A 21033-nucleotide genomic window follows, 5' to 3' on the forward strand; every position below is an offset into this window, starting at 1 on the left:
AACACCTTGACCGCCATCGACCCCACCGCCCACCTGACCGCGGAGCAGATCGAGGAACTGGGCCGCGAGCTGGACGCCATCCGCGACGAGGTGATCGCCGACCGCGGCGAGAAGGACGCCGCCTACATCCGGCGGGTCATCTCGGCGCAGCGCAAGCTGGAGTTGGTCAGCAGGGGTGTGCTGCTGTTCTCGATCTTCCCGCCCGCGTGGCTGATCGGCACCGCCGGGCTGTCCGTGGCGAAGATCATGGACAACATGGAGATCGGCCACAACGTCCTGCACGGCCAGTGGGACTGGATGCGCGACCCGAAGATCCACTCCACCACCTGGGAGTGGGATCACGTCTCGCCGTCCGATCAGTGGAAGCACTCGCACAACGAGCTGCACCACACGTACACCAACGTGATCGGCAAGGACAACGACCTCGGCTACGGCATCATGCGCGTCGACGAGGGCCAGAAGTGGCACCCCTTCCATCTCGGCCAGCCGCTGTGGAACTTCCTCAACGCCTGCTTCTTCGAGTACGGCATCGCCGCGTACGACCTGGAGCTCGGCAAGAACCTCCACAAGCGCCGCCGTAAGAACCCGGAGTTCCGCGCGCGGGCCAGGGCCGTGGGCCGCAAGATCCGCAAGCAGGTGCTCAAGGACTACGTGATCCACCCGCTGCTGTCGGGCCCGTCGTTCCTCACCACACTCGCCGCCACGTTCACCGCGAACGTGGTCCGCAACGTCTGGACCCACTCGGTGATCATGTGCGGGCACTTCCCCGAGGGCGTAAAGGTCTTCGAACGCCGGTCGATCACGGGCGAGACGCGCGGCCAGTGGTACCTGCGCCAGATGATGGGCTCGGCGAACATCAGCGGCAGCAAGGCCATGCACTTCATGACCGGCAACCTGTCGCACCAGATCGAGCACCACCTGTTCCCGGACCTGCCGAGCAACCGGTACGCCGAAGTCGCGGTGAAGGTGAGCGCGCTGTTCGAGAAGTACGAGCTGGAGTACGTCACCGGCCCGCTGCCCAAGCAGGTGTTCTCCGCGTGGCACAAGGTCTTCCGGCTCGCCCTGCCGAACAAGCAGCCCAAGGTCGGAACGCCGGACCGTGAGCAGGACCTCATCGCCGCCTGACTCCCCGGCCGCACAGGGCAGATGAGAAGGGCGACGAGGTTGGACCATGACTTCAGGAAGACCGGGTGGAGCGGCATTCTGTACGGCTGCACCGGCGGTTCGCTCCTCGATCACTCCGCAGACGGCACGGAGAAGCGAAGCACAGCGGGGGCGTCCGCGTTCCGCTCCGGGCCAACAAGAAAGCCCCGGACGGTTGGCCTGGGGCATTTTCATGGAGCGGGTGACGAGAATCGAACTCGTGCTCTGAGCTTGGGAATCACCGGCGCACGATGGGGCTACTAGTCATCTGACCTGCGGAAACGCTTTCATGGACGGCCCATGGCGGTAACCGGACGTACTCGTTCTGACCGCTGTTCACCGCTCCGAAGGGCATGGATGGGGCACGTCGGCGCGCGGGGCTGGACCCCAGTGCGCCCTGCTCCGGGGCTCTCCCTCAGTGAGTTCCCAGGCCGCCGTCGGAGGGCGACACGACTCCCGATTCGTATGCCGCGATCACCAGCTGGGCGCGGTCGCGGGCGGCCAGTTTGGACAGCAGGCGGCCGATGTGGGTCTTCACCGTGCCCATGCTCAGGTGCAGACGTGTCGTGATCTCGTCGTTCGACAGGCCCCGTGCGATCAGCTCCAGGACCTCGCGCTCGCGTTCCGTCACCCCCGCCGGCGGCGCGGCGTCGCGGCAGGGGGCCGGGCCAGGACGGCGCGTGAACTCCTCGATGAGGCGACGGGTCACGGACGGGGCCAGCAGGGAGTCGCCCGCGGCGACGACCCGGACGGCGGCCAGCACCTCCGCGGGCGGGGAGTCCTTGAGGAGGAAGCCCGCGGCACCGGCCCGCAGGGCCGCGAAGACGTACTCGTCCAGGTCGAACGTGGTCAGGATCAACACCCGTACGTCGGCGGTCTCGGGAGAGCCGCAGATCAGCCGGGTCGCCTCGATCCCGTCCATGACCGGCATCCGGACGTCCATCAGGACCACGTCCGGACGGTGCAGGCGGGCGAGCTCGACAGCCGCCGCACCGTCGCCCGCCTCTCCCACGGCGGTGAGGCCGGGTTCGTTCTCGACGAGGATCCGGAAGGAGCCGCGCAGCAACACCTGATCGTCGACCACGAGCACCCGGGTCACGCCCGTCACGCCGTCCTCCCTGCGTCTCTTTCTTCCTTCACATCGTCGTCCTCGTACCGTCCTGCGGCAGGCGGACGGAGACCGCGAAACCCCCTTCGTGGCGCGGGCCGGCGCTGAACGTCCCGCCGTGCGTCAACGCCCGCTCCCGCATGCCGATCAGGCCGTGACCTCCCGCCCGTTCGCGGTCGGCACCTCGTATGCCGTCGTCCGTGACGTCGATGCGCACCTCGTGGAGGTCGGCCTCGACCGTCACCCGGCAGCGGGCGGGGGCCGCGTGCTTCACCGCGTTGGTGAGGGACTCCTGGACGATCCGGTGGATGGCCAGGGCCATGCCCGCGGGCAGGCCGCCGTCCGGCACCCGGACGTCCAAGTCGACGTCCACACCTGCCCGTCGTGCCTGGTCGGCCAGTCCGCCGAGTGCGTCGAGGCCGGGCACCGGGCCCAGCGGGATCGATTCCGGGTCGGTGCGGAGCGCGCCCAGGGTGCGGCGCATCTCGGTCATGGCGGCCCGGCCGGTCTGTTCGATGACGCGCAGAGCGTCTTCGGCCTCCTCCGGGCGGTGCTGGGCCACGTGCCCGGCGACGCCCGCCTTCACCACGATCAGGCTGAGGCTGTGCGACACGATGTCGTGCAACTCCCGTGCGATGCGCAACCGTTCCTCGACGAGGGCGCGTTCGGCGCGGTGCGCGGCGCGATCGGCCTCCCGGGCCCGCCGAGCTCGTACGGCGAAGCCCGCCGCCCAGCCGCCGCCGAGGACCAGCCAGACCATGGCGACGACACCGACCGCCCCGCTCCAGGTCTCGGCAGGGGTGACGGCCGCCTCCCCGGTGAGGACGGCGGTCGCCGCGAGGACTAGCGAGACGGCGAGTACCGGCACCGAGCGCTGCGGGGGCACGGTGAGAGCGACCATGTAAAGAGTGAGGCCAGCCGCGGTCCACGGCTCGCGCGTGATGTCCAGGAGGATGGCGGCGGAGGCTCCGGCAAGGGCTGTCGCCGCGGCCGGTACGGGCCAGAGCCGGCGAACCGCGACCGGGAGGCCGACCGCCGCGGCCACGAGCACGCCCGCCCATGCCGGCCCCGAGTAGGTGGGCTGGGCCCCGTCGTGCGGCATCCGGGTGAAGCCGACGTACACGACGGCGATCAACAGTGCGGTCGCCAGGTCGAGCGTGAGCAGATGGACGCCGTGCATCCGCCGGGGGACACGCATCGTCCGACCGTACATCGTCAACCAGCCCGTCCGACCAGGGTCATGAGAGCCAGTGCGGCGGTGACGGCGAGGGTCCAGCGCCGGGCCGTGGCCCGGCCGGGCGCCGGGCCGTCGCGCAGCACGGTGACGCCCAGCGGGACGAGCGCGAGGCAGAGACCTGCGACGGCCACCACCGACAGCGGTGTGGTGCCCTTGAGCACGCCGAGCGGCAGCACGGCGGTGGCCGCCAGGGCCGACGCCCGGACGGGACCCAGCACGCGCGCCCGCCAGGCCCCGGCGGCGAGGACCGGCCAGCCCGCCATGATCGCAATGTTGAGGGCGCTGAAGATGTGGAAGGCGCTGTACGTCTCCCCGACGAACAGGGCGGCGGCCTCCGCCCCCTGCCGGTCGGCGAACTGGAAGGCGAGGTGGTCCACGCCGGCGTGGAACGTCCGTGCGAAGAGCCCCAGCACGGCGAGGACCCCGCCCCACAGAGCCATTCCGGGACTGCGACGGCCGATCCGTACCGCGAGCACGGCGAGGCCCGGCCACAGCAGGACTGTCCCCGCCGCGAAGGCGCCGTAGGAGACCGCGATCAGTCCGGGGTGCTCGACGCGGGCGGCGAGCTGTTCCGGGAAGAAGAAGTGGAAAGGCAGCCGCAGCAGGACTCCGGCCCCCAGCAGCAGAGGTGCCGCCACCAGCGACATTCCGCCCACCCACCGCCCGGGAAAGGGCGCGTCACCGTCCCACGCCACGGGCAGAAGCCGGGCCTTGGCCGGAGAGACGGCGCCATGTACGGCGGATGTGCTCCGTGTCGTTGTCGTCATGCCGTGAACGATCCCGGCCGGACGGCACCCTTCGCATCGGAGCACGGTCCGATCCTCCCGCCGCGCCCGCATCGGACCGTGGTCCGACCATCGGGACGACGACGAAGCCCCAGGTCTCTGACCTGGGGCTTCGCTGTGGAGCGGGTGACGAGAATCGAACTCGCGCTCTGAGCTTGGGAATCAACCGTTCCTAAGGCGTTGAAGTGGCTCCGACCTGCGATTTCTGATTGGTCAGGTCGTCGGCTCCCAGTCCCTGGGAGCTGTATCTGACCGCTGTTGTCCCCTGTGCTGGGCACGGGTGTGGCACGAGAGCCACCAGTGCGCCGCGTGATCCGGGCGGGCCGGCTGGTCAGAGAGGGATGATGCGGACCTGGCTGCCGCAGAGCTTGGTCATGTCGTCGCTGTCGGAGGTCAGCAGGGCGACGGGTTTCGGCTGGCGGAGCGTGACCTCGGCGACTGTCGCGTCGATGGCGTACTTGTGCCCGTGCAACCCGGCGCCTTTGAGTAGCTCAGCCGCCGCTTTCGCCGCCTGCTCAGTGACGGGCTCCACTTTGAGCCGGGACAGGGCCCAGTTCAGGCGGGGCATGTTGGTACGGGAGTGGGCTACTTCCACGATGGTGTTCGCCCCGATCACCAGGTCGGCTCCCATGTCGTGGAAGACCTGCAGCATCGCGAGGATTTTACGGTCCTGCGTGATCCAGGCGGAGAGTCCTTCCGAGTCCAGGACGACGGTTTCTATGCGCTCGCTCACGCGGCGTCCGCGTCCGTTGAGGAGCTGGCGGAGCCGAAGATCTTCGAACGGGCCTCGGCGAGTTCCTCGTCGGTGAAGCGTCCGTGCTCTTCTTCATGCCGGCGAAGGTCGTCGCCCAGAAGCTGGTGGCGGATCTGGCGGGCCACGGCTTCCGCTACATAGCCGGAGACGTTGTCCGTGAGCTTGCGGAGCTCCGCCACCTGATCGCTGGGAAGCGTGACGGTGATGCGAGTCGTTGAGGACATACGTCAAGCATACTGGAGTATGCACGCAGGCTTGGGTTTGTGGCACCGATCCTTCCGGTCAAGGTTTCGCCACCGGAGGGTGCGGTTTCCGGTGCTGGAGTACGAGCCCGCCGACCATGCGCGTGTCGGTCAGAAGGGAGGTTCGAGATAGCTGGGGCCATCACTGTGTGGCCCCCAGGCCCAGGACTCCTCCAGCAAAGGCTCGGAATCGGGGGCGCCGTGGCCCCACGCTTCGAGCGCCTTCCGGGCAACACGCCGGTTGGGCTCCTCGCCGCTGGTGTCCAGGATGGCGCGCGCGTGCACGGCGAGGTGATCGCGGTGCCCGGCAAGCGCGGAGTGCTCGGCAAGGATGAGTGCGGCGATAACAGCGGCTTCACGCACGTCCTCGTGGCTGTCTCGGAGGAAGGGCGAGACAGCCCGATAGAGCATCGGGCGCAGGTCTCGGAAGGACGCCACGATGGTGCCGGGGGCGAGGAATCCAGGGAAGTACTGCTCCGTGCGGCCCACAATTTCGTCGGAGGCGTCGTAGGCCGTGGAAGCCAACCAGTTCAACAGCGCCGCGCGAATGGGGACGTTGCGATAGGGCCGGGGGGTCGTAGCCGCCGGGTGGGTGAGGATGCCGGCGACATACATGGCGGCGGGGGCAGTGGCTTCGTAGATCGTGTTCTGGTGGCCGACCATCTCACCCAGCTCTGACAGGGCGTTGACCTGAACCTTGGGGTCGGGCGTCAGCAGTCGTGTGAGGGCCTCGGGAAGATCCTCACCGTTCCCGAAGGGCGTCTCGAGCGAACCCCACTCGGTCTCCGACAGGACTACCTGGTACGGCGGCAAGAAGGGCTCGCAGGGTGCGCCGAGGTTGGAACGGCTGTGGTTCACAGGCAAAACCTAGACCAGACGTCGGATGCAATTCTCATGGTCTACGGCGGTGCGGATGGACCTCTTGGCCCCCCAGGAAGAGGCTGAACCATGTCGAAAGGGCGTCGATCTGAACGATCTCACCGTCTGTGCCAGCCAGGCCGCGGAGCTGACCACAGGCAGGCGTGCTGAAGGGGCCATCACGTCGGAAGCGGGCATGCGGTTCGTCGTTCTGTTGGCCTTTCTCGCCTGGAGCGGCAGCGCGAGGTTGCGGCCGGCCTCGACCGGCCCGTGTGGGCCCGGCGTGAAGCGGCGGACGACCCGGCATCTGGCACAGATATGGCATGAGACACCTGAACTGGTCCAGACAACAAAGAAGCCCCCGGCCGCTGGCCTGGGGCTTTTTCATGGAGCGGGTGACGAGAATCGAACTCGCGCTCTGAGCTTGGGAATCAACGGCTCCCAGGCTGTTGCAGGGGCTCTGACCTGCGGTTTCCAATTGATCAGGTCGGCGGCTCCCAGCCTCTGGGAGCCGTATCTGACCGCTGTTGTCCCCTCCGCTGGGCACGGTTAGGGGCACGAGAGCCGGCAGTGCGACGCGCGATCCGATCGGGCCGGCTGGTCAGAGAGGGATGATGCGAACCTGGTTGCCGCAGAGCTTGGTCATGTCGTCGCTGTCGGACGTCAGCAGGGCAACGGGTTTCGGCTGGCGGAGTGCAACCTCGGCGACGGTGGCGTCGATGGCGTACTTGTGCCCGTGCAGTCCGGCGCCTTTGAGGAGCTCAGCCGCCGCTTTCGCCGCCTGTTCGGTGACGGGCTCCACCTTGATGCGGGACAGGGTCCAGTTCAGGCGAGGCATGTTGCTACGGGAGTGGGTCACTTCCACGATGGTGTTGGCCCCGATGACCAGGTCGGCTCCCATGTCGTGGAAGACCTGAAGCATCGCGAGGAGCTTGCGGTCCTGCGCGATCCAGGCTGAGAGCCCTTCCGAGTCCAGGACGACGGTTTCGATGCGTTCGCTCACGCGGCGTCCGCGTCTTTGGAGGCGCCGACGGCACCGAAGATCTTCGCACGGGCCTCGGCGAGCTCCTCGTCGCTGAAGCCTCCGTGCTCCTCTTCATGCCGGCGAAGGTCGTCGCCCAGAAGCTGGTGCCGAATCTGACGGGCCACGGCTTCCGCCACGTAACCGGAGACGTTGTCCGTGAGCTTGCGGAGCTCCGCCACCTGGTCGCTGGGGAGCGTGACAGTGATGCGAGTCGTTGAGGGCATGAGCCTAAGCATACTGGAGTATGCATGCGTCGACCCAGGTCCTTGGTCTTAGCAGTGATGGCTGCGACCGGATGCTCTGAGTGGAGACATGGGGGCGGTCGCTCGCCGGCCGGCCGCGGCACGGTGATTGGCCGCGCCCGAGTCTTGTGGGGTGTGCCCCAGGTCGGTCGGAGGGGGCGATGCGAGCGCGGCTGCCGCACCCAATAGCCATGTAAGTTTGTTCGATTTACCCCCCTGGGGAGGGGTCGATATTCGGCCCTGATTGCTCGTTCGTGAGGGAATCACCTGTTCGGATGGTTGAAGACCAGCCAGATACGGCGAGAGGTGATTTGGACTATGGGCGAGTGGCCGTCTGGCTGCCCTTGCCTGTGAGGCGCCCGAGCCCTTTACTTCCCCTACTTTGATTGACAGGAGAGTGGGGGGCTTATGACGGCTGAATTCGGTGTTGCTGGATCATCTCTTCCGGAAGCGGAAGAGCGGCGGCTTCAGGAGGGTTATCGAAATCGAGTCAGAGAGTTCGATCAAATTGAATCCGAACTCAGAGCGTCTAAGCTGTTTCAGCGTGTCTACTGGCTATGCCTTGCGGGCTCGCTCCTGCTTTCCTGCCTGTTGGGCTATACAGTCGTTGTAGGTCTGTGGCAGACCAAGCCGATCTTCGCCCGCTATGTTGGCCTCCTGGTCGTGGTCGGCCTCATTGGTGCAATGTCCTGGCTGCTCCTGAAAAACGGCAAGGTTGTTGTCAGTCGTGCCGGTGACCTGCGCAACGCTCTGCAGGATCGCCAGACGGCGGCGGCCTGCCTACCTCTCGACTCGTCGTCCGGGCTTCGTATTTATCGGGAGGCATCGCTCGACCTTGTTGCCCAGTATCGGAAATCTGCCAATAATAATCGCCGCATCCATAATTTCTTTCAGCTCATTATCATTACCGGTTCGATTGCTACCTCCACCCTTACGGCAATGAACGAAGGGGCCAACCTTGCCCTTCGGCTCGTTGCGTCGACACTGAGCGCCTTGGTCGGAATCTCCGCGGGTGTGACTGGATACTTCAAGTTTCGCGAGCGCGGATATAACTTGCAGTCGACTGCGGATGAAATCGAAAAGCATTATAATGCTTCGCAGTTTATGTTGGATGAATATAGTGGTGCAGGTGGCGCCAGTCTTACCGAAGGTGAGCGTCTCCGGAAGTATGCAGGCTTCGTGGAACGCCTCAAGGAGGAGCAGCGGAAGCGTGAACTGCAACTTGAGCAGTCCAGTTCCTCGGGCGAGGAGCGGGCGGGATGAGGGTGCGCTCTTCTTCCTTTCGAAAAGGGCTTGGGTGGAGCAGTCGATGGATGTTGGCTCCACGGTGGCAGTGGCGTGCTGTGCGGCTGAGGAAAGCGCATGGGCCTTCCCTGTCACCCATGGTTGCTTGGTGTCTCGTTTCCCTTGCGCAAGACCCCGGCAATGCCCCGTTCGTATGGAGCCTTGTGGTGCGACAGGGGGCGAGTAGAGATGCGCCGGGGGTCAGCCTTGATTGCTGGGCGGCCCTGGAACTGAAGGAAAAGGCCAGGCGCTCCGCGTGGCTGGGAAGGTACGGGGCGACCCCTTTGTTCCGGTTGGGGATACCTGAGGAACTGATAGAAATATCGGGACTTCACGTAGTTGAATGGAGATTACCGCCGGGAGTCGACGCCGCATCTCTCATCTACCAGCAGCGTCCGAACGCGTCGCGGCCCCCTGAGGGATGCTGATACCAGCGGGCCGCTTTCAAGATCGGAAGCGGCCCGACTTTGGTCGCCCGGCGGAGAATGTGAGCGGCGGCCGCTACAGATGCGTGCCGTTCGCGCGGACCGGAAGACGGTAGGAGCGGGTACGGGGGCTCACACAGGTACGCATGACGAGTGGTAGCGAGAATCACTTCGCGTCTTTCACTCTCAGGCGGTGCCTGATCAGCCAAGGCCATTGCGTGATCGCGATCTGTCCGGGTTGATCACGTAAGGCCGAGAGCTGCCAGGGGCCGCCGGTAGTCGCGGCCGGTGTGACGGAGGGCGGCGGCGATGTTGGTATCGCCGTTCTGCCGGAAGATGCTGATGGCGAGGTTGCGTAGGCCGGCCATGGTGCGGGGCAGGTGTCCGGTGCGGACCTTGGAGTCGTCCTCGCGGAAGGTCCGGTCACGGACGTGGTGCAGGAGGTTCTCGATGCCCCAGTGACCTCTGATCCAGGAGGCGAGTTCGGCCGGGGTGGCGTCGAAGACGTCCAGACTCGTGATCACGTAGACCCGCTCGATCGTCAGCTTCCCCGTGCTCAACTCCCGTCGCCACCGGACGATCTGGACGGCCTGGCAGGCGCCGGGATAGTCGAGATGCCGGAAGGCGGCGACCTTGAGGCGACGGATCTCGTCACGGTGGTGGGCACGGTCGCGGGTGCGGTGGTCCAGCGGGATATCCGCCCAGGGAAGCTTCCTGACCTGCGCATACAGGCCGGGGTGGTTCTTCTTCACGATGGCCAGGTAGTGGGCGCCGCGTGTCCGGAGGTAGCGGCCGTGGGCATGCTGCGTGTGCAGCGCGTCGCCGGTGATCACGGTGCCGATCAGCTCGATGGAGTCCAACAGCGGAGCGAAGGCCGGTATCTCGTTGCTCTTGGAAGCGATCTGCCGCTGGGCCAGGACCACGCCGTGGTGGTCCATCGCGGCCAGCAACTGGATCGCCGTGGCTGTGGCGGTGCGGGATCCGCGGACGGTCTTGCCGTCGACCGCGACCGCCCGCAGTTTCGGCGGCTCGTCCGGTGGCGATGCTTGCCCTCGGGCCTGGAGGAATGCGCCGATCGCGGCGTCCAGCGCGTCACCGTCGAGGCGCTGGAGCAGACGCCGGACGGTGGCCGCATGCGGCGTGGGCCGCACCCCGGTGAGCGGATCCGCCGGAAAGCCGAGCAGGCCCAGGACGGACTGCGGGGCGTCATCGATCCACTCGCCGATCGCGATCAGGGAACGCGCGCCGGCCAGAACCGCGCCGGCCGCCGCGCACAGCAGCGGGAGCATCGGATACCTCCGTCCTCGCAGGCCGCGCGGATCCGGTATCCATATCAGGAAGCGCCGCAGGTCAGCGGCATCCTGCAGGGTGACGTGAGGGTTCGGTAGGGCCAGATTACCCAGCCCGGCGGGCATGGGCGATGATGTTCGGGCAGGCACGGTCTCGCTCGGTTCTCATGGGTCTTCGACAACCACATGATCACCGACCACCGTGCCTGCACTGCTTTCCGGGGACATCCCGCCCCACAACGGTCCATGACGTCACGTCACACCCGAGACCGGCGAACCGGACTGATCCTCTTCGTGCAATGACCCTGCCTGATCAGCCCTGCCGAAACCGCACGGCAGCCGCCACCTGCTCACGCTTGACCTGTGTTGATCGTAATTCCGATGACGCTCGCGGCCACACACTCCGTGCTCTGCGCGTATCACAGATGGTTGAGGGGTTCGGCCGCGTACGTGCCGTCGCTGAGTGGGGCATCGGTGAGCTCGAAGCGTTGCGACGGGTCGCCAAACCGAAGGGTGACGACGCTACCGGGAGCCCGAGTGGTCTCGTGGTGACGAACTGAGCCGTCGGCGCCGGTGGTTCCAAGCAGGCTGAAGCGGCGTAGTACACGGGGCAGGTGCCGGGGCCGTCCAGCGACGCCGGCACAGCCAGCCGATCATGGCGCCGAGAAAGGTGACAGCCAGACCGACTGCAATCGGAATCAGGAAGTTGTCGAAGAGTGCGGACACAGTGGCAGCACTCCTGCGATATGGGTACGGCTCGCCAGTGCGACGGGCCTCGCCGACCATGCGGCAGACGGGAGTTAGCCGCGCAACCCCTGATCCCAGGTTCTCTTCGCGGAAAGCGTGGGTGGCCGCATTGGCGTCTACATTCGCTGGCCAAAGCAGCGACAGCGAGAAATGGATCGGGCGCGCGGCGATCATGGCGCGAGTAGTCCGGTCCAGACAACAAAAGAGCCCCAGGCCATCAACCTGGGGCTTTCATGTAGAGCGGGTGACGAGAATCGAACTCGCGCTCTGAGCTTGGGAATCAACGGTTCTTGAACGGCAGTAGTCGCTCTGACCTGCATGTTTGGCTGGATCGGTCGAGGCTGGTGTGGTCTCTGGCCACCGTACTTGACCGCTGCTATCCGCTCCGAAGGGCACGGATGGGGCACGAGGGTGATCGATGCCGCCGTGCCGTGAGCGGGGAAGCGTCACCGTGCTGGATCAGGCGCTTGCCGTCGTGCGATTTCATCCCTGGCGATACGGGCGGTCGGCGGACCGCGTCTCACTGCGGTCAACATCGAGGCAATGTGAGGTACTAAGGTACCGTAGATGTGGAGGTGGGATTTATGACCACGGCTTCGAAGCCGCCCCGGCAGTCGCCGCTCAAGGTGGACCCGGCGACGGACAAGTTGATCAGCCAGGGCGCGCATTTCCTGGGCCTGACGAAGAAGGACCTGGTCGCGGAGGCGGTACGGGTCTATCTGGACCAGAGGCGTGAGGATTTGCGTGAGGGCATGGTGGAGGCGCTCAGCGTCCTGGACGGCTCCCTGAAGTCGGACGTCATGCTCCTGACCGGGCTGACATCGGAGGAGATCGACGCGGTCGGCGGGATCGACGAATGACTGGTCCCGCTGCGATGCGTCCCGCCAGGCCCACCCTGCGATGCCTATGCGATGACCTCGGACTCCCCCTGCCGGCGGTGACCGACCCCCTCGACGGGATCGAGCACCCGATCCTGGCGAAGACCGCCGAGCAGTTCGCGGCGGACGATGCCAAGCATGAGCGCATTCGCGCTGTCGATGACCAGGTGTTGTTCAAGGTGAAGGTCCAGCGCTGGCGCGGGGCGGTCTGGGTGGACGCCGATCTTCCGTGGCTGGTGGCGGCCGGCCGCCGCGAGGACGGCTCCACCGACGACTTCTACGCCGCTCTCGAAGCTGACGGCAAGACCGCCCGAACCCGCTACAACGCTGGCAACGCCGACGCACTCAAGTCCGCCACGTACACCGCCCACTTGCTCCCCACTCGCGACGACCACGTCCGCTATCGCGCCGAAGCGGGAGTGCGTTTCGTCAGGCGGCTCCGGACCACGGTTCTGACCCTGAGCCGTTCTACCCTCCGGGACGGCGAGGAGCACACGGTGGATTTCGACACCTTCACCATCGGCCTTCAGGTCCGCGCCGACGACGGTCACGAAACCTACCTCGCGGTGCGGATCACGGGTTCGGTCCCGCCGAACCTCGCCACTTTGATCCTGCGCAACGTCCCCGGCTGTGAGGCCGACGGCTGGTACCCCGAATACGCCCTGCCGGAGCGGGACCTGCTCCCCGCCGAACAAGCCTGGTCCAACCTGATGGACCCTCGCGAAGCCGCCCGAGTCCTCGACGCAGAGCCGTAGCAGCCGGAACAGAAACAAGGCCCAGGTCACTGACCTGGGCCTTCATTAAAGAGCGGGTGACGAGAATCGAACTCGCGCTCTGAGCTTGGGAATCACTCGGCGCTTGAGCGCTACTTTAGAGTCTGACCTGCAGGAACGCCCTCTGAGCGTCTCGTTCCGACGGCTCTCTGCCTCCCTTTGTTGACCGCTGTTCACCGCCGCTACTGGCACGTTGTGGCACGGCCTGCGGTGTGGCGGCGAGGAGCATGGCGGCCGGAGGGGATCGGGACCCGAGGATCGGTGCTCAGTCGTCGGAGCCGTGGGTGGGATGGGGTTCGCACAGGGCTGAGCCGAGCGCGCTGTGCCGGTAGCGGACGTGGCGCCCGTGGCGGGTTCGCTCCAGGAGGTGGGCTGCTCGGAGGACGGACAGGTGTTGGCTGATGGCGGCGGGGGTGACGCCGAGACGGTGGGCGAGCTCCGTGGTGGAGGCAGGCTCGGCCAGGAGGGTCAGCAGGCGCGCACGGGGAGAGCCCAGGAGCCGTTCCAGGGCCTGGGGGGCGGGCGGCTCGGGGTGTTCGGTGAGGGTGGCCAGGCCGCGTGTGCCGTAGGCGATGTGCGGCAGCGCCTGGGAGTTGAGCATGGTGGAGACGCCGTCCGCGAAGCAACTGGGGGTCAGCAGCAGGCGGCGTCCGTCGATCGGGATCTCGGTCGACGGAGAGGGCCACGGACCACTGCGTTCGATGGTGAGCATGTCCTCCGCCCAGGACAGTCGTGAGCTGATTCCGGCGAACAGGGCGTCCGCGCCGCCTTCGGCCAGGACGCGCGAGCGGTACGCGATGTCGGCCTCCAGCACGGCCTTGGCCCTGGGCCACCAGACGGGCCGCAGACACTCCACCCAGTACTCCTCCAGGGCGTCGGCGATGTCGGTGAGCAGGCGGGCCGGGTCCCCCCAGGCGTCGGCCAGTCTGGCCGGGACCGGCTCGCCCAGCGGCAGGAACGTCTGCTCCAGGCCCGCCCGCACCACGGCCGGGTCGGTGGCGCGCAGCGCGTCGAACTCACGGCGGACGTCGGGTGCCGAGGTGTGCGGCCGGGGGGTGAGGAAATCGGGGACCCAGTACCGGCGGCGGGCCACCAGCGAGGTCAGCAGAACGTGGTCGAGGCGTTCGAAGGCCGGGCGGAGGCCGTTGAAGGTCTCGCGCAGCGCCGGGAAGCGCCGCGCGTGGCCATTCCACATGCGCAGGCTGAGAACGGTCTCCTGCAACGGCGAGTACGCGAACGAGGTCGCCGCGAGGTCGGCCACGCCGAGACGGAAACGAATCATTAAGTATCAGGGTAAATCCATTCCGCGTGCACCAGGCCGAAGGTGTGCTGGCGGCCATGACCACCAAGACCACCTCGGCGCCGATCCCGGCCACTCCCGCCCCGACTCCCCGGCTGAGCGGCGACCCGACCGTGCGCGGGCTCGCCGCGTTGCTGTCGGTCAACGCCGTCGGCAACGGGCTTTTCCTGACCATCAGCACCCTGTGGTTCACCCGGGGACTGGGGTATTCCGTCGAGCGGGTCGGGCTGGCGCTGACGGTGGCGGGACTGTGCGGGATCGTCGCCGCCCTCCCCGCCGGCCGCGCGTGCGATCGCTGGAACGCGAAAAGCGTCCTGACCTGCCTGCACCTCCTGCAGGCAGCCGCGATCGCGCTGTACGCCGTCGCCGATTCCTTCCCGGTCTTCCTTGCCCTGGCCTGCCTGGCCACGGCCGGCAGCCGCGCCAACGCCGCTGCGCGCGGCGCCCTGTACGCGCACGTCCTCCCTCCTGACCTGCGCACCCGTGCCCTGGCGCTGCTGCGGGCGGTCAACAACGTGGGCATCGGAGCGGGCGCCGCCCTCGGATCGGTCGTCATCGTCTTCGACACCGATGCGGCCTACCGGGGGGCGGTCTGCCTGAGTGCCGCCGTGTTCCTCCTCGCGCTGATCCCGCTGCGCGCGATTCCCGCGCCGACCCGTCCGGCACCCGCGCAGCCGCCCCGGACAGCCCGGGCAGCAACAACCCGGCGAGGCGCCCCCGTACTTGAGTCCGGTCGCCACGTGTCTCACCCGCTTCGCGACGTGCCCTATCTCGCCGTCACCGCGCTCAACGCGATCGTGAACACCCTCTACGTCGTTCTCGAAGTGGGGCTGCCGCTGTGGCTCCTCACCCGTACCAGTGCGCCGCAGGCCATGGTGGGCTGGCTCCTCGTCATCAACACCGCCCTTGTCGTCGCCCTTCAGGTCCGGGCTGCCCGCGGTGTCACCGGCCCGGTCCAGGCCGCGCGCGCATTCCGGCGTGGCGGCCTCCTGGTCGCGGCTGCCTGTCTCGCCGTCGCGTGCTCCGCCGACCGCTCACCGTTCACGGCCACGGTGGTTCTCGTGGCCGCCGTCGTCCTGCTCACCCTCGGCGAGGTCGTCTCTCAGGCGGGCAGCTGGACCCTCTCCTACGACCTGGCACCCGATCACGCGCAGGGCACGTACCAGGGCATCTACCAGACCGGGATCTCCGTGAGCCAGGCACTGGGCCCCGGCCTGCTGACCGCGTTCGTCCTCCCGCACGGCATCGTGGGCTGGGCGGCTCTGGCCACCCTCTTCGCCGGCGCGGCACTCGCCCTCCCCGCAACCGCTCGCTGGGCGGTACGAGAACTCCGGGAGGCCCGGTGAGCCGGTCCCCGCGGGCGGGGCACGCGCGGCATGGCCGCCGGGCAGCCCCGGCACCGGCGCTCAGGTCGTCAGGCGGCTGATGGCGGCGCCGGCGTACTTCAGGCCGAGGAGGGTGGTCGTGATCGCGGGGTTGCGGCGGGCCATCCATGTCTCCCAGCCACCGAGGATCGCCGTGAACCTCTCGCGCCCGCCGAGGGGTCCAGACAGAAAGCCCCTGGCCGCTGGCCTGGGGCTTTTGCATGGAGCGGGTGACGAGAATCGAACTCGCGCTCTGAGCTTGGGAATCACCGGTGCTTGAGCCTCAGGAAGGGCTCTGAGCTGCGCTTTCTTGCGAGGAAGCAGCGGGCGCCATGGTCTCTGGAGGCTGCACCTGACCGCTGTTGTCCGCTCTGCTGGGCACGGATGGGGCACGAGGCTAGGGGTGCGGCAGACCCTGCGAGGGGGTGTGCTCGGGGTGGACCGGCTCGTCAGAGAGGGATGATGCGGACCTGGTTGCCGCAGAGCTGGGTCATGTCGTCGCTGTCGGAGGTCAGGAGGGGGTTCTTCAGGACTGACCTGTCGTCCGCCGAGGCATGCGTTGAAGCCACACTCGAGCACTTGGGAAGCCGGCAGATTTCACCCTTCACCTGAGCTTGGGAGGGCGAGCGCTCCCTTGTAAGTTCGGCCATTGGTTCTATGCCGCAGGTAGGCCAGGCCCTACTACTGCCACGGTGGGTCGCTCAAGGATGTGACTGTGCGACGCCGTTGATGTCAACCGTGGATGTCAGGGCCGGGAGGAATTTCGGTGCGGGCGCAGTGGCAGCGGGCCATCCGCAAGGTCCGCCCACTTCGGCCTGTCGCTCGCGAGCGTCACCGTTTCGTCACACTGGTTCCCCAAAATCTGCACAGGCTGGATGATGCGACCACGATCCGCACATCCTTGGGGGAACCATGCGCACCTCCGCCGCCCTGCTCCCCGCCGTATCCGCCACGCTGCTGGCTGGCTGCGGCGGCACTGACTCCCGCACAGATAGCAAGGCTAGCCGCGAACCGAGCCCTGCACCAGGCGCCGAATCGTCCCCTGCCTCGCCGTCCGCCAGCCCAGCCGACCGCGCTGTCCATCGGCGAGCCGTACAAGTGGAAACACCCCGCCACCACGGAGAACGTCGAGACCAGCGGCATCAGCACTGTCGTCGGCTACGAAAGCCCGTCTCCGTGAAGAACTGGCCCGCTGACGCGATCTCTGTGGAGAACCCCGAGTGGATTGCCGTCGAGGTGAAGGTCTGCAATGAGAATGGCGACGACATCACGGTGTCACAGGCCCCGTGGCCGCTCGGTTTCCCGGACGACACTCGTATCGAGACGAGGGGACTGATCGGCTCTGGTCTACCGAAGCCGGAATACCCTGTGGATGGGGGCACGTTGTGGCCGGGCGACTTCCTGCGCGGAAAGATTCCGTTCGTGGTGGAGAAGGGGCAGCGGCCGGATCGGATCGTCTACCAGGGGGGCGAGATCGACCCCGTCGAGTGGGCGGTGCCGGCGAAGTAGTGCTTCGTTGACGGCCAAGGCGTCCCGTGATGGGGCGAAAGCCCGGGGGTGAGCAGGAGTAGAGCCACAGGAATAGGCCGCAGCCCTAATTCTCGCGATGTGAACGACTTGCGTAAGGGAGAAGTTTTACCAATGCATCTTGCCGGTCTGTCTGTTAAAAATTATCGATCGATCAAGCAAACGCCACGTTTGGACTTTGGTGAACTTGCGGTTCTTGTAGGGCCCAACAACGAGGGTAAATCGAACATCCTTCGAGCCGCAGTAACGGGGATGAGGATTCTGCGTCGGTTCGGAATTCTAGGGACTCCTTCTCGAGCCCTGAGCACACGCGTCCGAACTGGCACTTCGTATAGCTGGTTCGACGACTACCCCAAAGACGCCCAGGAAAGAACGCCTGGCGGCAGTACGATTATCGACTTCTGGTTTAGATTGTCGGATGAGGAGCAAGCGGAGTTTAAGCGAAGAGTCGGCGTCAGCCTCAAAACCGAACTGCCGATACGTTTGACGCTTAATAAGTATGCCGAGTTCACTGTTCGCAAGCAGGGCCCGGGGAGGGAGACGCTGAATGCGAAGGCCGCGCAAGTTGCCAACTTCGTCGGACGCCGTCTTCATATTGAGTACGTGCAATCCGTCAGAACTGCCGATGAAGCTAACGAAATGATCCGCGAAATGTTGCGGGATCGAATCTCTGAAGTTCTCGACACCGATCAGTACGAGAGCCTTACTCGGCAACTTTCTAAGGCGGTCTCAGAGTCATTGGAGCCCGTGGCGGAAGAACTGGGCGAGATCCTCAGGGACTTCATCCCGGATGTGCGCGGCGTCAGAATAGAACTCACAGAGGGTGAAATTCTGGACGGCTTGATCAACGAGACCAAGGTGCTGGTAGACGACGGTACGGAGACTGACCTACGATTCAAGGGAGATGGAGTTCAAAGCCTCGCCGCCCTTGCGATTGCGAGAGAGGTCGCAGACAGTGGTAGGCGCTCCCTAATTCTTGCAGTCGAAGAGCCAGAAGCGCATTTGCACCCGAGTGCAGTGCACAGGCTCAGGCAAGTGGTGAACGAAATCGCCGCAAAGCAACAGGTCATTTACACGACTCATAGCCCATTGCTGGTTGACAGATTCAGAATTGAGAATAACATTATCGTGCGAGGGAGTAAGGCTACCGCCGCAAAAAGCGTAAGGGAGCTTAGGGAGGCTCTGGGGGTCAGGACATCAGACAATCTAGCCTCAGCTAACCTCGTTCTCGTTCTGGAAGGCGCGACGGACGCGAATTCTCTTACCGCGATTATTGAGCACAGAAATTCAGAATTTTCCTCGCATGTCTCCAGTGGGGCGCTCGCGTTGGATTACCTGAAAGGCGCCTCCAACCTTTTGCCGAAGCTGGATAACTTGAGGCAGCAGCTTTGTCAATATCACGTCCTTCTCGACCATGACGTAGCGGGACTGACTGCTGGGGAGAAGGCGCGTGACGCTGGCTTGTTGACCGGCCGGGAGGAAACTTATGTAATTGTCCCTTCCCTGAAGGAGTCGGAGTTCGAAGATGCCCTAAGGGTCGAATTGTATGCCGCTGATATTCTGAAGAAGTTTGGTGTATCGCTGGACGCTGCAGAATTCAAAAAAGGAAAGGGGAAGTGGGGTCAGCGAATCGAAAATACATTTCGTGCACAAGGGAAGATTTATGATTCTAAAGTCAGCGCTGATGTTAAGGCGGTGGTTTCAGGGCTAGTGGTGGCGAATCCGGGAAACGCGCTTCACCCCAATCGGTCGGGAAGTATTGAATCGCTACTTCTAGAGTTGACGAGACGACTCTCGGAGATGAGTTAGTTCGGCGTGAGGAGGAACCATCCCTAGTGGGCTCAAAATGCAACGCAAGGTCGGCGGAGCGGGTTTGGTCGGTGTCCTGCCCGGTTTGGGGTCGAGCATGATCAGGGGGCCGTACGCTGGCCCGCAACTTGGGCAGGTTGTGATCCTGCCAGGAATTTGAACGAGTGGCCCCCTGGTCTTGCTCGACGCGGGACCCGACCCGGGGAGGTGGCTAAAGCCGTGGAGCCGGCCGCCCCAGCCGAAGCGGGTTTCCCCACCTTCTGCCCGCAGCACGTAGCGCGCCGCCGGGCGCGGCCAGCCGGGGCGAAGACAGAGGCAGGCCGCGCCGCTGAGGCGGCGCGCGCCCGCGCCGTGCGCGGGTCTTGATGAGGTAGGGAAAGTTCTACCGCGCTGGGAGCAGGTGCCCGACGCAGCTTGTGTGCCGGACGTGGCCGCCGCCCGCGTCCAACCGGAGCGGTCGACGGCCACATCCGGAGGCCGTCAGGCCGCGGCAGCGGCCTCGCGGCCCCTGCGCGTCCTGCGGTGGAAGATCTCGTCGAAGGTGGCGCGGGCGCCTGTGGGGTCGATGTAGTGCATCGCCAGGAGGGCGGCGATGACGGCGCCGACCAGGTCGTTCTGGACCTCGGACCAGGTGTGGTTGTCGTCGCAGGTGGTGAGGCCCTTCAGGCCGTGGAGGGCGTGCATGGCCTCGCCCGCTTCCTCGGCGACCTTGCCGACCTGAAGGGCCTTGAGCTCCTCGTCGGGGAGGTGGGCGCCTGCCGCTCGGCAGACGGCGGAGAGCTTCTCGATGTTGTCCCACAGGGTGTCCACGTCGGACCTCCGATCGATGGGTTCGGTTATTCCTGTGCGGGGCGTCCGAGCTGGCGTACGGTCCATCCGGCCATGCGCCAGGCGTCGGCGTCGATGAGGTTGCGGAGGTCGACGAGGACCGGGGCCGCGACCAGTGGGGCGAGGGCCTTGGGGTCGGCCTCGCGGAAGTGGGGCCACTCCGTGGCCAGGACGATCAGTTCGGCGTCCTGGACGGAGGCGTCGAGGGTGTCGGCGTAGTCGAGTTCGGGGTTGCGGCGCAGCGCACTGGGTACGGCGTGCGGGTCGTGGATGGTGACCGTGGCGCCGCGCTGGTGCATCAGCGCGGCGATCGCCAGGGCCGGGGATTCGCGTACGTCGTTGGTGCCGGCCTTGAAGGAGGCGCCCCACACGGTCACGCGTACGCCGTCAACCGGGCGGCCGAGGGTCTGCTCGATGAGCTTCAGCGCGGCGGTGGGGCGTGATTCGTTGACCTCTTCCGCCGCGCGCAGCAGGGTCGCGGCCTCCGTGGCGCCCAAGGTGCGGGCAGAAGCGGTGAAGGCGCGGACGTCCTTGGGGAGGCAGCCGCCGCCGTAGCCGGGGCCGGCGTTCAGGCCGCCGCGGCCGATGCGCGGGTCGACTCCGATGGCCTCGGTGAGCTGCTGGACGTCGGCCCCCGCCGCGGCGCACATGTCGGCGACGCCGTTGATGAAGGAGATCTTCATGCCGAGGTACGCGTTCGCCGCGCCCTTGATCAGCTCGGCCGTGGCCGGGTCGGTGACGAACAGCGGGATGCCGTCGGCCAGGAGCGGCGCGTACACATGGCGTACGACGTCCTCGGCGCGGGCCGAGGGGACGCCGACCACGATCCGGTCGGGGCGCAGGGTGTCGTCGATGGCATGGCCCTCGCGCAGGAATTCCGGGTTCCAGACGACCTCCACGTTCTCCCCGGCCGGAGAGAGCCGGGCCAGAAGTGCGCCGACATCTCGGGATGTCCCGACCGTCACCGTTGACTTGCCGATGATCACCGTCGGGCGAGTCAGGTGCGGGGCCAGCGCGCGGGCGGCGCCGAAGACCTGCCCGGTGTCGTAACTCCGCCCGTCCGCGTCGATCGGCGTGCCCACCGCGAGGAAGTGGACGTCCGCGAACTCGCCCGCCTCGGCGAGGCTGGTGGTGAACCGCAGCCGCCCGGACGCGGTGTGCGTAGCCAGGAGTTCCGGCAGGCCCTCCTCGTAGATCGGGCACTCGCCAGCGTTGAGGCGGTCGATCTTCGACTGGTCCAGGTCCACGCCGATGACCTCGTGGCCGATCTCGGCCATGGCGGCTGCGTGGGGGATGCCCAGGTGACCGCAGCCGATGACGGATACGCGCATGGTCGACGCTCCATTCCCTGTACTCGCCCGCCCGGTGAGTCCGGGCCGGCCGGGTGCGCCACGCTAGCGCCCGCACCCGTCGCGA

General features: G+C 66.3%; 19 protein-coding genes. 7 read left to right on the forward strand and 12 right to left on the reverse strand.

Going from position 1 to position 21033, the window contains the following annotated elements; translation table 11 throughout:
• Window positions 1–6: 6 nt before the first annotated feature.
• Window positions 7–1125 (forward strand): fatty acid desaturase family protein, encoded by a 1119-nt coding sequence (locus tag OG867_RS16690; RefSeq protein ID WP_406286228.1) that lies wholly within the window; start codon window positions 7–9, stop codon window positions 1123–1125.
• A 433-nt stretch (window positions 1126–1558) separates the two neighbouring features.
• On the opposite strand, the gene OG867_RS16695 is transcribed toward OG867_RS16690, so the two are convergent.
• From OG867_RS16695 to OG867_RS16730, 8 genes are all read right to left on the reverse strand, one after another.
• Window positions 1559–2251: a response regulator gene (locus OG867_RS16695; protein WP_406286230.1), complete on the reverse strand. Its 693-nt coding sequence runs from the start codon at window positions 2249–2251 to the stop codon at window positions 1559–1561.
• A 28-nt stretch (window positions 2252–2279) separates the two neighbouring features.
• The gene (locus tag OG867_RS16700) at window positions 2280–3449 is read right to left on the reverse strand and encodes a sensor histidine kinase (RefSeq protein WP_406286232.1); all 1170 of its coding nucleotides are present in this window, start codon (window positions 3447–3449) and stop codon (window positions 2280–2282) included.
• 17 nt (window positions 3450–3466) lie between these two features.
• The gene (locus OG867_RS16705; protein ID WP_406286234.1) at window positions 3467–4255 is read right to left on the reverse strand and encodes a hypothetical protein; all 789 of its coding nucleotides are present in this window, start codon (window positions 4253–4255) and stop codon (window positions 3467–3469) included.
• Between the two features lie 349 nt (window positions 4256–4604).
• A complete protein-coding gene (locus tag OG867_RS16710; RefSeq protein WP_406286236.1) occupies window positions 4605–5006 on the reverse strand; it encodes a DNA-binding protein in 402 nt (133 codons plus the stop codon).
• The gene (locus OG867_RS16715) at window positions 5003–5251 is read right to left on the reverse strand and encodes a hypothetical protein (RefSeq protein ID WP_406286238.1); all 249 of its coding nucleotides are present in this window, start codon (window positions 5249–5251) and stop codon (window positions 5003–5005) included. The genes OG867_RS16710 and OG867_RS16715 overlap by 4 nt, the downstream gene beginning before the upstream one ends.
• Window positions 5252–5380: 129 nt before the next feature.
• On the reverse strand, window positions 5381–6127 hold the full coding sequence (locus OG867_RS16720) for a hypothetical protein (RefSeq protein ID WP_406286239.1): 747 nt from the start codon (window positions 6125–6127) through the stop codon (window positions 5381–5383).
• Between the two features lie 601 nt (window positions 6128–6728).
• Window positions 6729–7130, reverse strand: a complete 402-nt coding sequence (locus OG867_RS16725) for a DNA-binding protein (RefSeq protein WP_406286241.1) — start codon at window positions 7128–7130, stop codon at window positions 6729–6731.
• Window positions 7127–7375, reverse strand: a complete 249-nt coding sequence (locus OG867_RS16730; protein WP_406286243.1) for a hypothetical protein — start codon at window positions 7373–7375, stop codon at window positions 7127–7129. Before OG867_RS16730 ends, OG867_RS16725 begins: the two co-directional genes overlap by 4 nt.
• Window positions 7376–7801: 426 nt before the next feature.
• Here OG867_RS16730 and OG867_RS16735 point away from each other — a divergent pair, with 426 nt between their 5' ends.
• The gene (locus OG867_RS16735) at window positions 7802–8656 is read left to right on the forward strand and encodes a DUF4231 domain-containing protein (RefSeq protein ID WP_406286246.1); all 855 of its coding nucleotides are present in this window, start codon (window positions 7802–7804) and stop codon (window positions 8654–8656) included.
• A gap of 688 nt (window positions 8657–9344) precedes the next feature.
• Here OG867_RS16735 and OG867_RS16740 read toward each other — a convergent pair.
• Window positions 9345–10391 (reverse strand): ISAs1 family transposase, encoded by a 1047-nt coding sequence (locus OG867_RS16740; RefSeq protein WP_406281429.1) that lies wholly within the window; start codon window positions 10389–10391, stop codon window positions 9345–9347.
• Window positions 10392–11722: 1331 nt separating this feature from the next.
• Between OG867_RS16740 and OG867_RS16745 the strand changes: the two genes are divergently transcribed.
• Complete coding sequence (locus tag OG867_RS16745; protein ID WP_030595208.1) at window positions 11723–11998, forward strand: hypothetical protein; 276 nt, start codon at window positions 11723–11725, stop codon at window positions 11996–11998.
• A 77-nt stretch (window positions 11999–12075) separates the two neighbouring features.
• Window positions 12076–12771, forward strand: coding sequence for a hypothetical protein (locus tag OG867_RS16750; protein ID WP_225994950.1), 696 nt, complete (start codon window positions 12076–12078; stop codon window positions 12769–12771).
• Between the two features lie 283 nt (window positions 12772–13054).
• On the opposite strand, the gene OG867_RS16755 is transcribed toward OG867_RS16750, so the two are convergent.
• Window positions 13055–14071, reverse strand: a complete 1017-nt coding sequence (locus OG867_RS16755; protein ID WP_406286249.1) for an ArsR/SmtB family transcription factor — start codon at window positions 14069–14071, stop codon at window positions 13055–13057.
• Window positions 14072–14127: 56 nt separating this feature from the next.
• Here OG867_RS16755 and OG867_RS16760 point away from each other — a divergent pair, with 56 nt between their 5' ends.
• The 3 genes from OG867_RS16760 (at window position 14128) to OG867_RS16770 (ending at window position 18789) form a co-directional block, all read left to right on the forward strand.
• Window positions 14128–15435, forward strand: coding sequence for an MFS transporter (locus OG867_RS16760; protein ID WP_406286252.1), 1308 nt, complete (start codon window positions 14128–14130; stop codon window positions 15433–15435).
• A gap of 1194 nt (window positions 15436–16629) precedes the next feature.
• Window positions 16630–16962: a DUF4352 domain-containing protein gene (locus OG867_RS16765; RefSeq protein WP_406286254.1), complete on the forward strand. Its 333-nt coding sequence runs from the start codon at window positions 16630–16632 to the stop codon at window positions 16960–16962.
• A gap of 99 nt (window positions 16963–17061) precedes the next feature.
• Complete coding sequence (locus OG867_RS16770) at window positions 17062–18789, forward strand: ATP-dependent nuclease (protein WP_406286256.1); 1728 nt, start codon at window positions 17062–17064, stop codon at window positions 18787–18789.
• 480 nt (window positions 18790–19269) lie between these two features.
• Here the strand turns inward: OG867_RS16770 and OG867_RS16775 are convergent, their stop codons facing one another.
• Window positions 19270–19599, reverse strand: a complete 330-nt coding sequence (locus OG867_RS16775) for a MazG-like family protein (protein WP_406286259.1) — start codon at window positions 19597–19599, stop codon at window positions 19270–19272.
• 26 nt (window positions 19600–19625) lie between these two features.
• Window positions 19626–20948, reverse strand: a complete 1323-nt coding sequence (locus OG867_RS16780) for a UDP-glucose dehydrogenase family protein (protein WP_406286261.1) — start codon at window positions 20946–20948, stop codon at window positions 19626–19628.
• Window positions 20949–21033 lie beyond the last annotated feature (85 nt).

The organism is Streptomyces sp. NBC_00209 (assembly GCF_045206345.1).
In the GTDB taxonomy this organism is placed as follows: domain Bacteria; phylum Actinomycetota; class Actinomycetes; order Streptomycetales; family Streptomycetaceae; genus Streptomyces.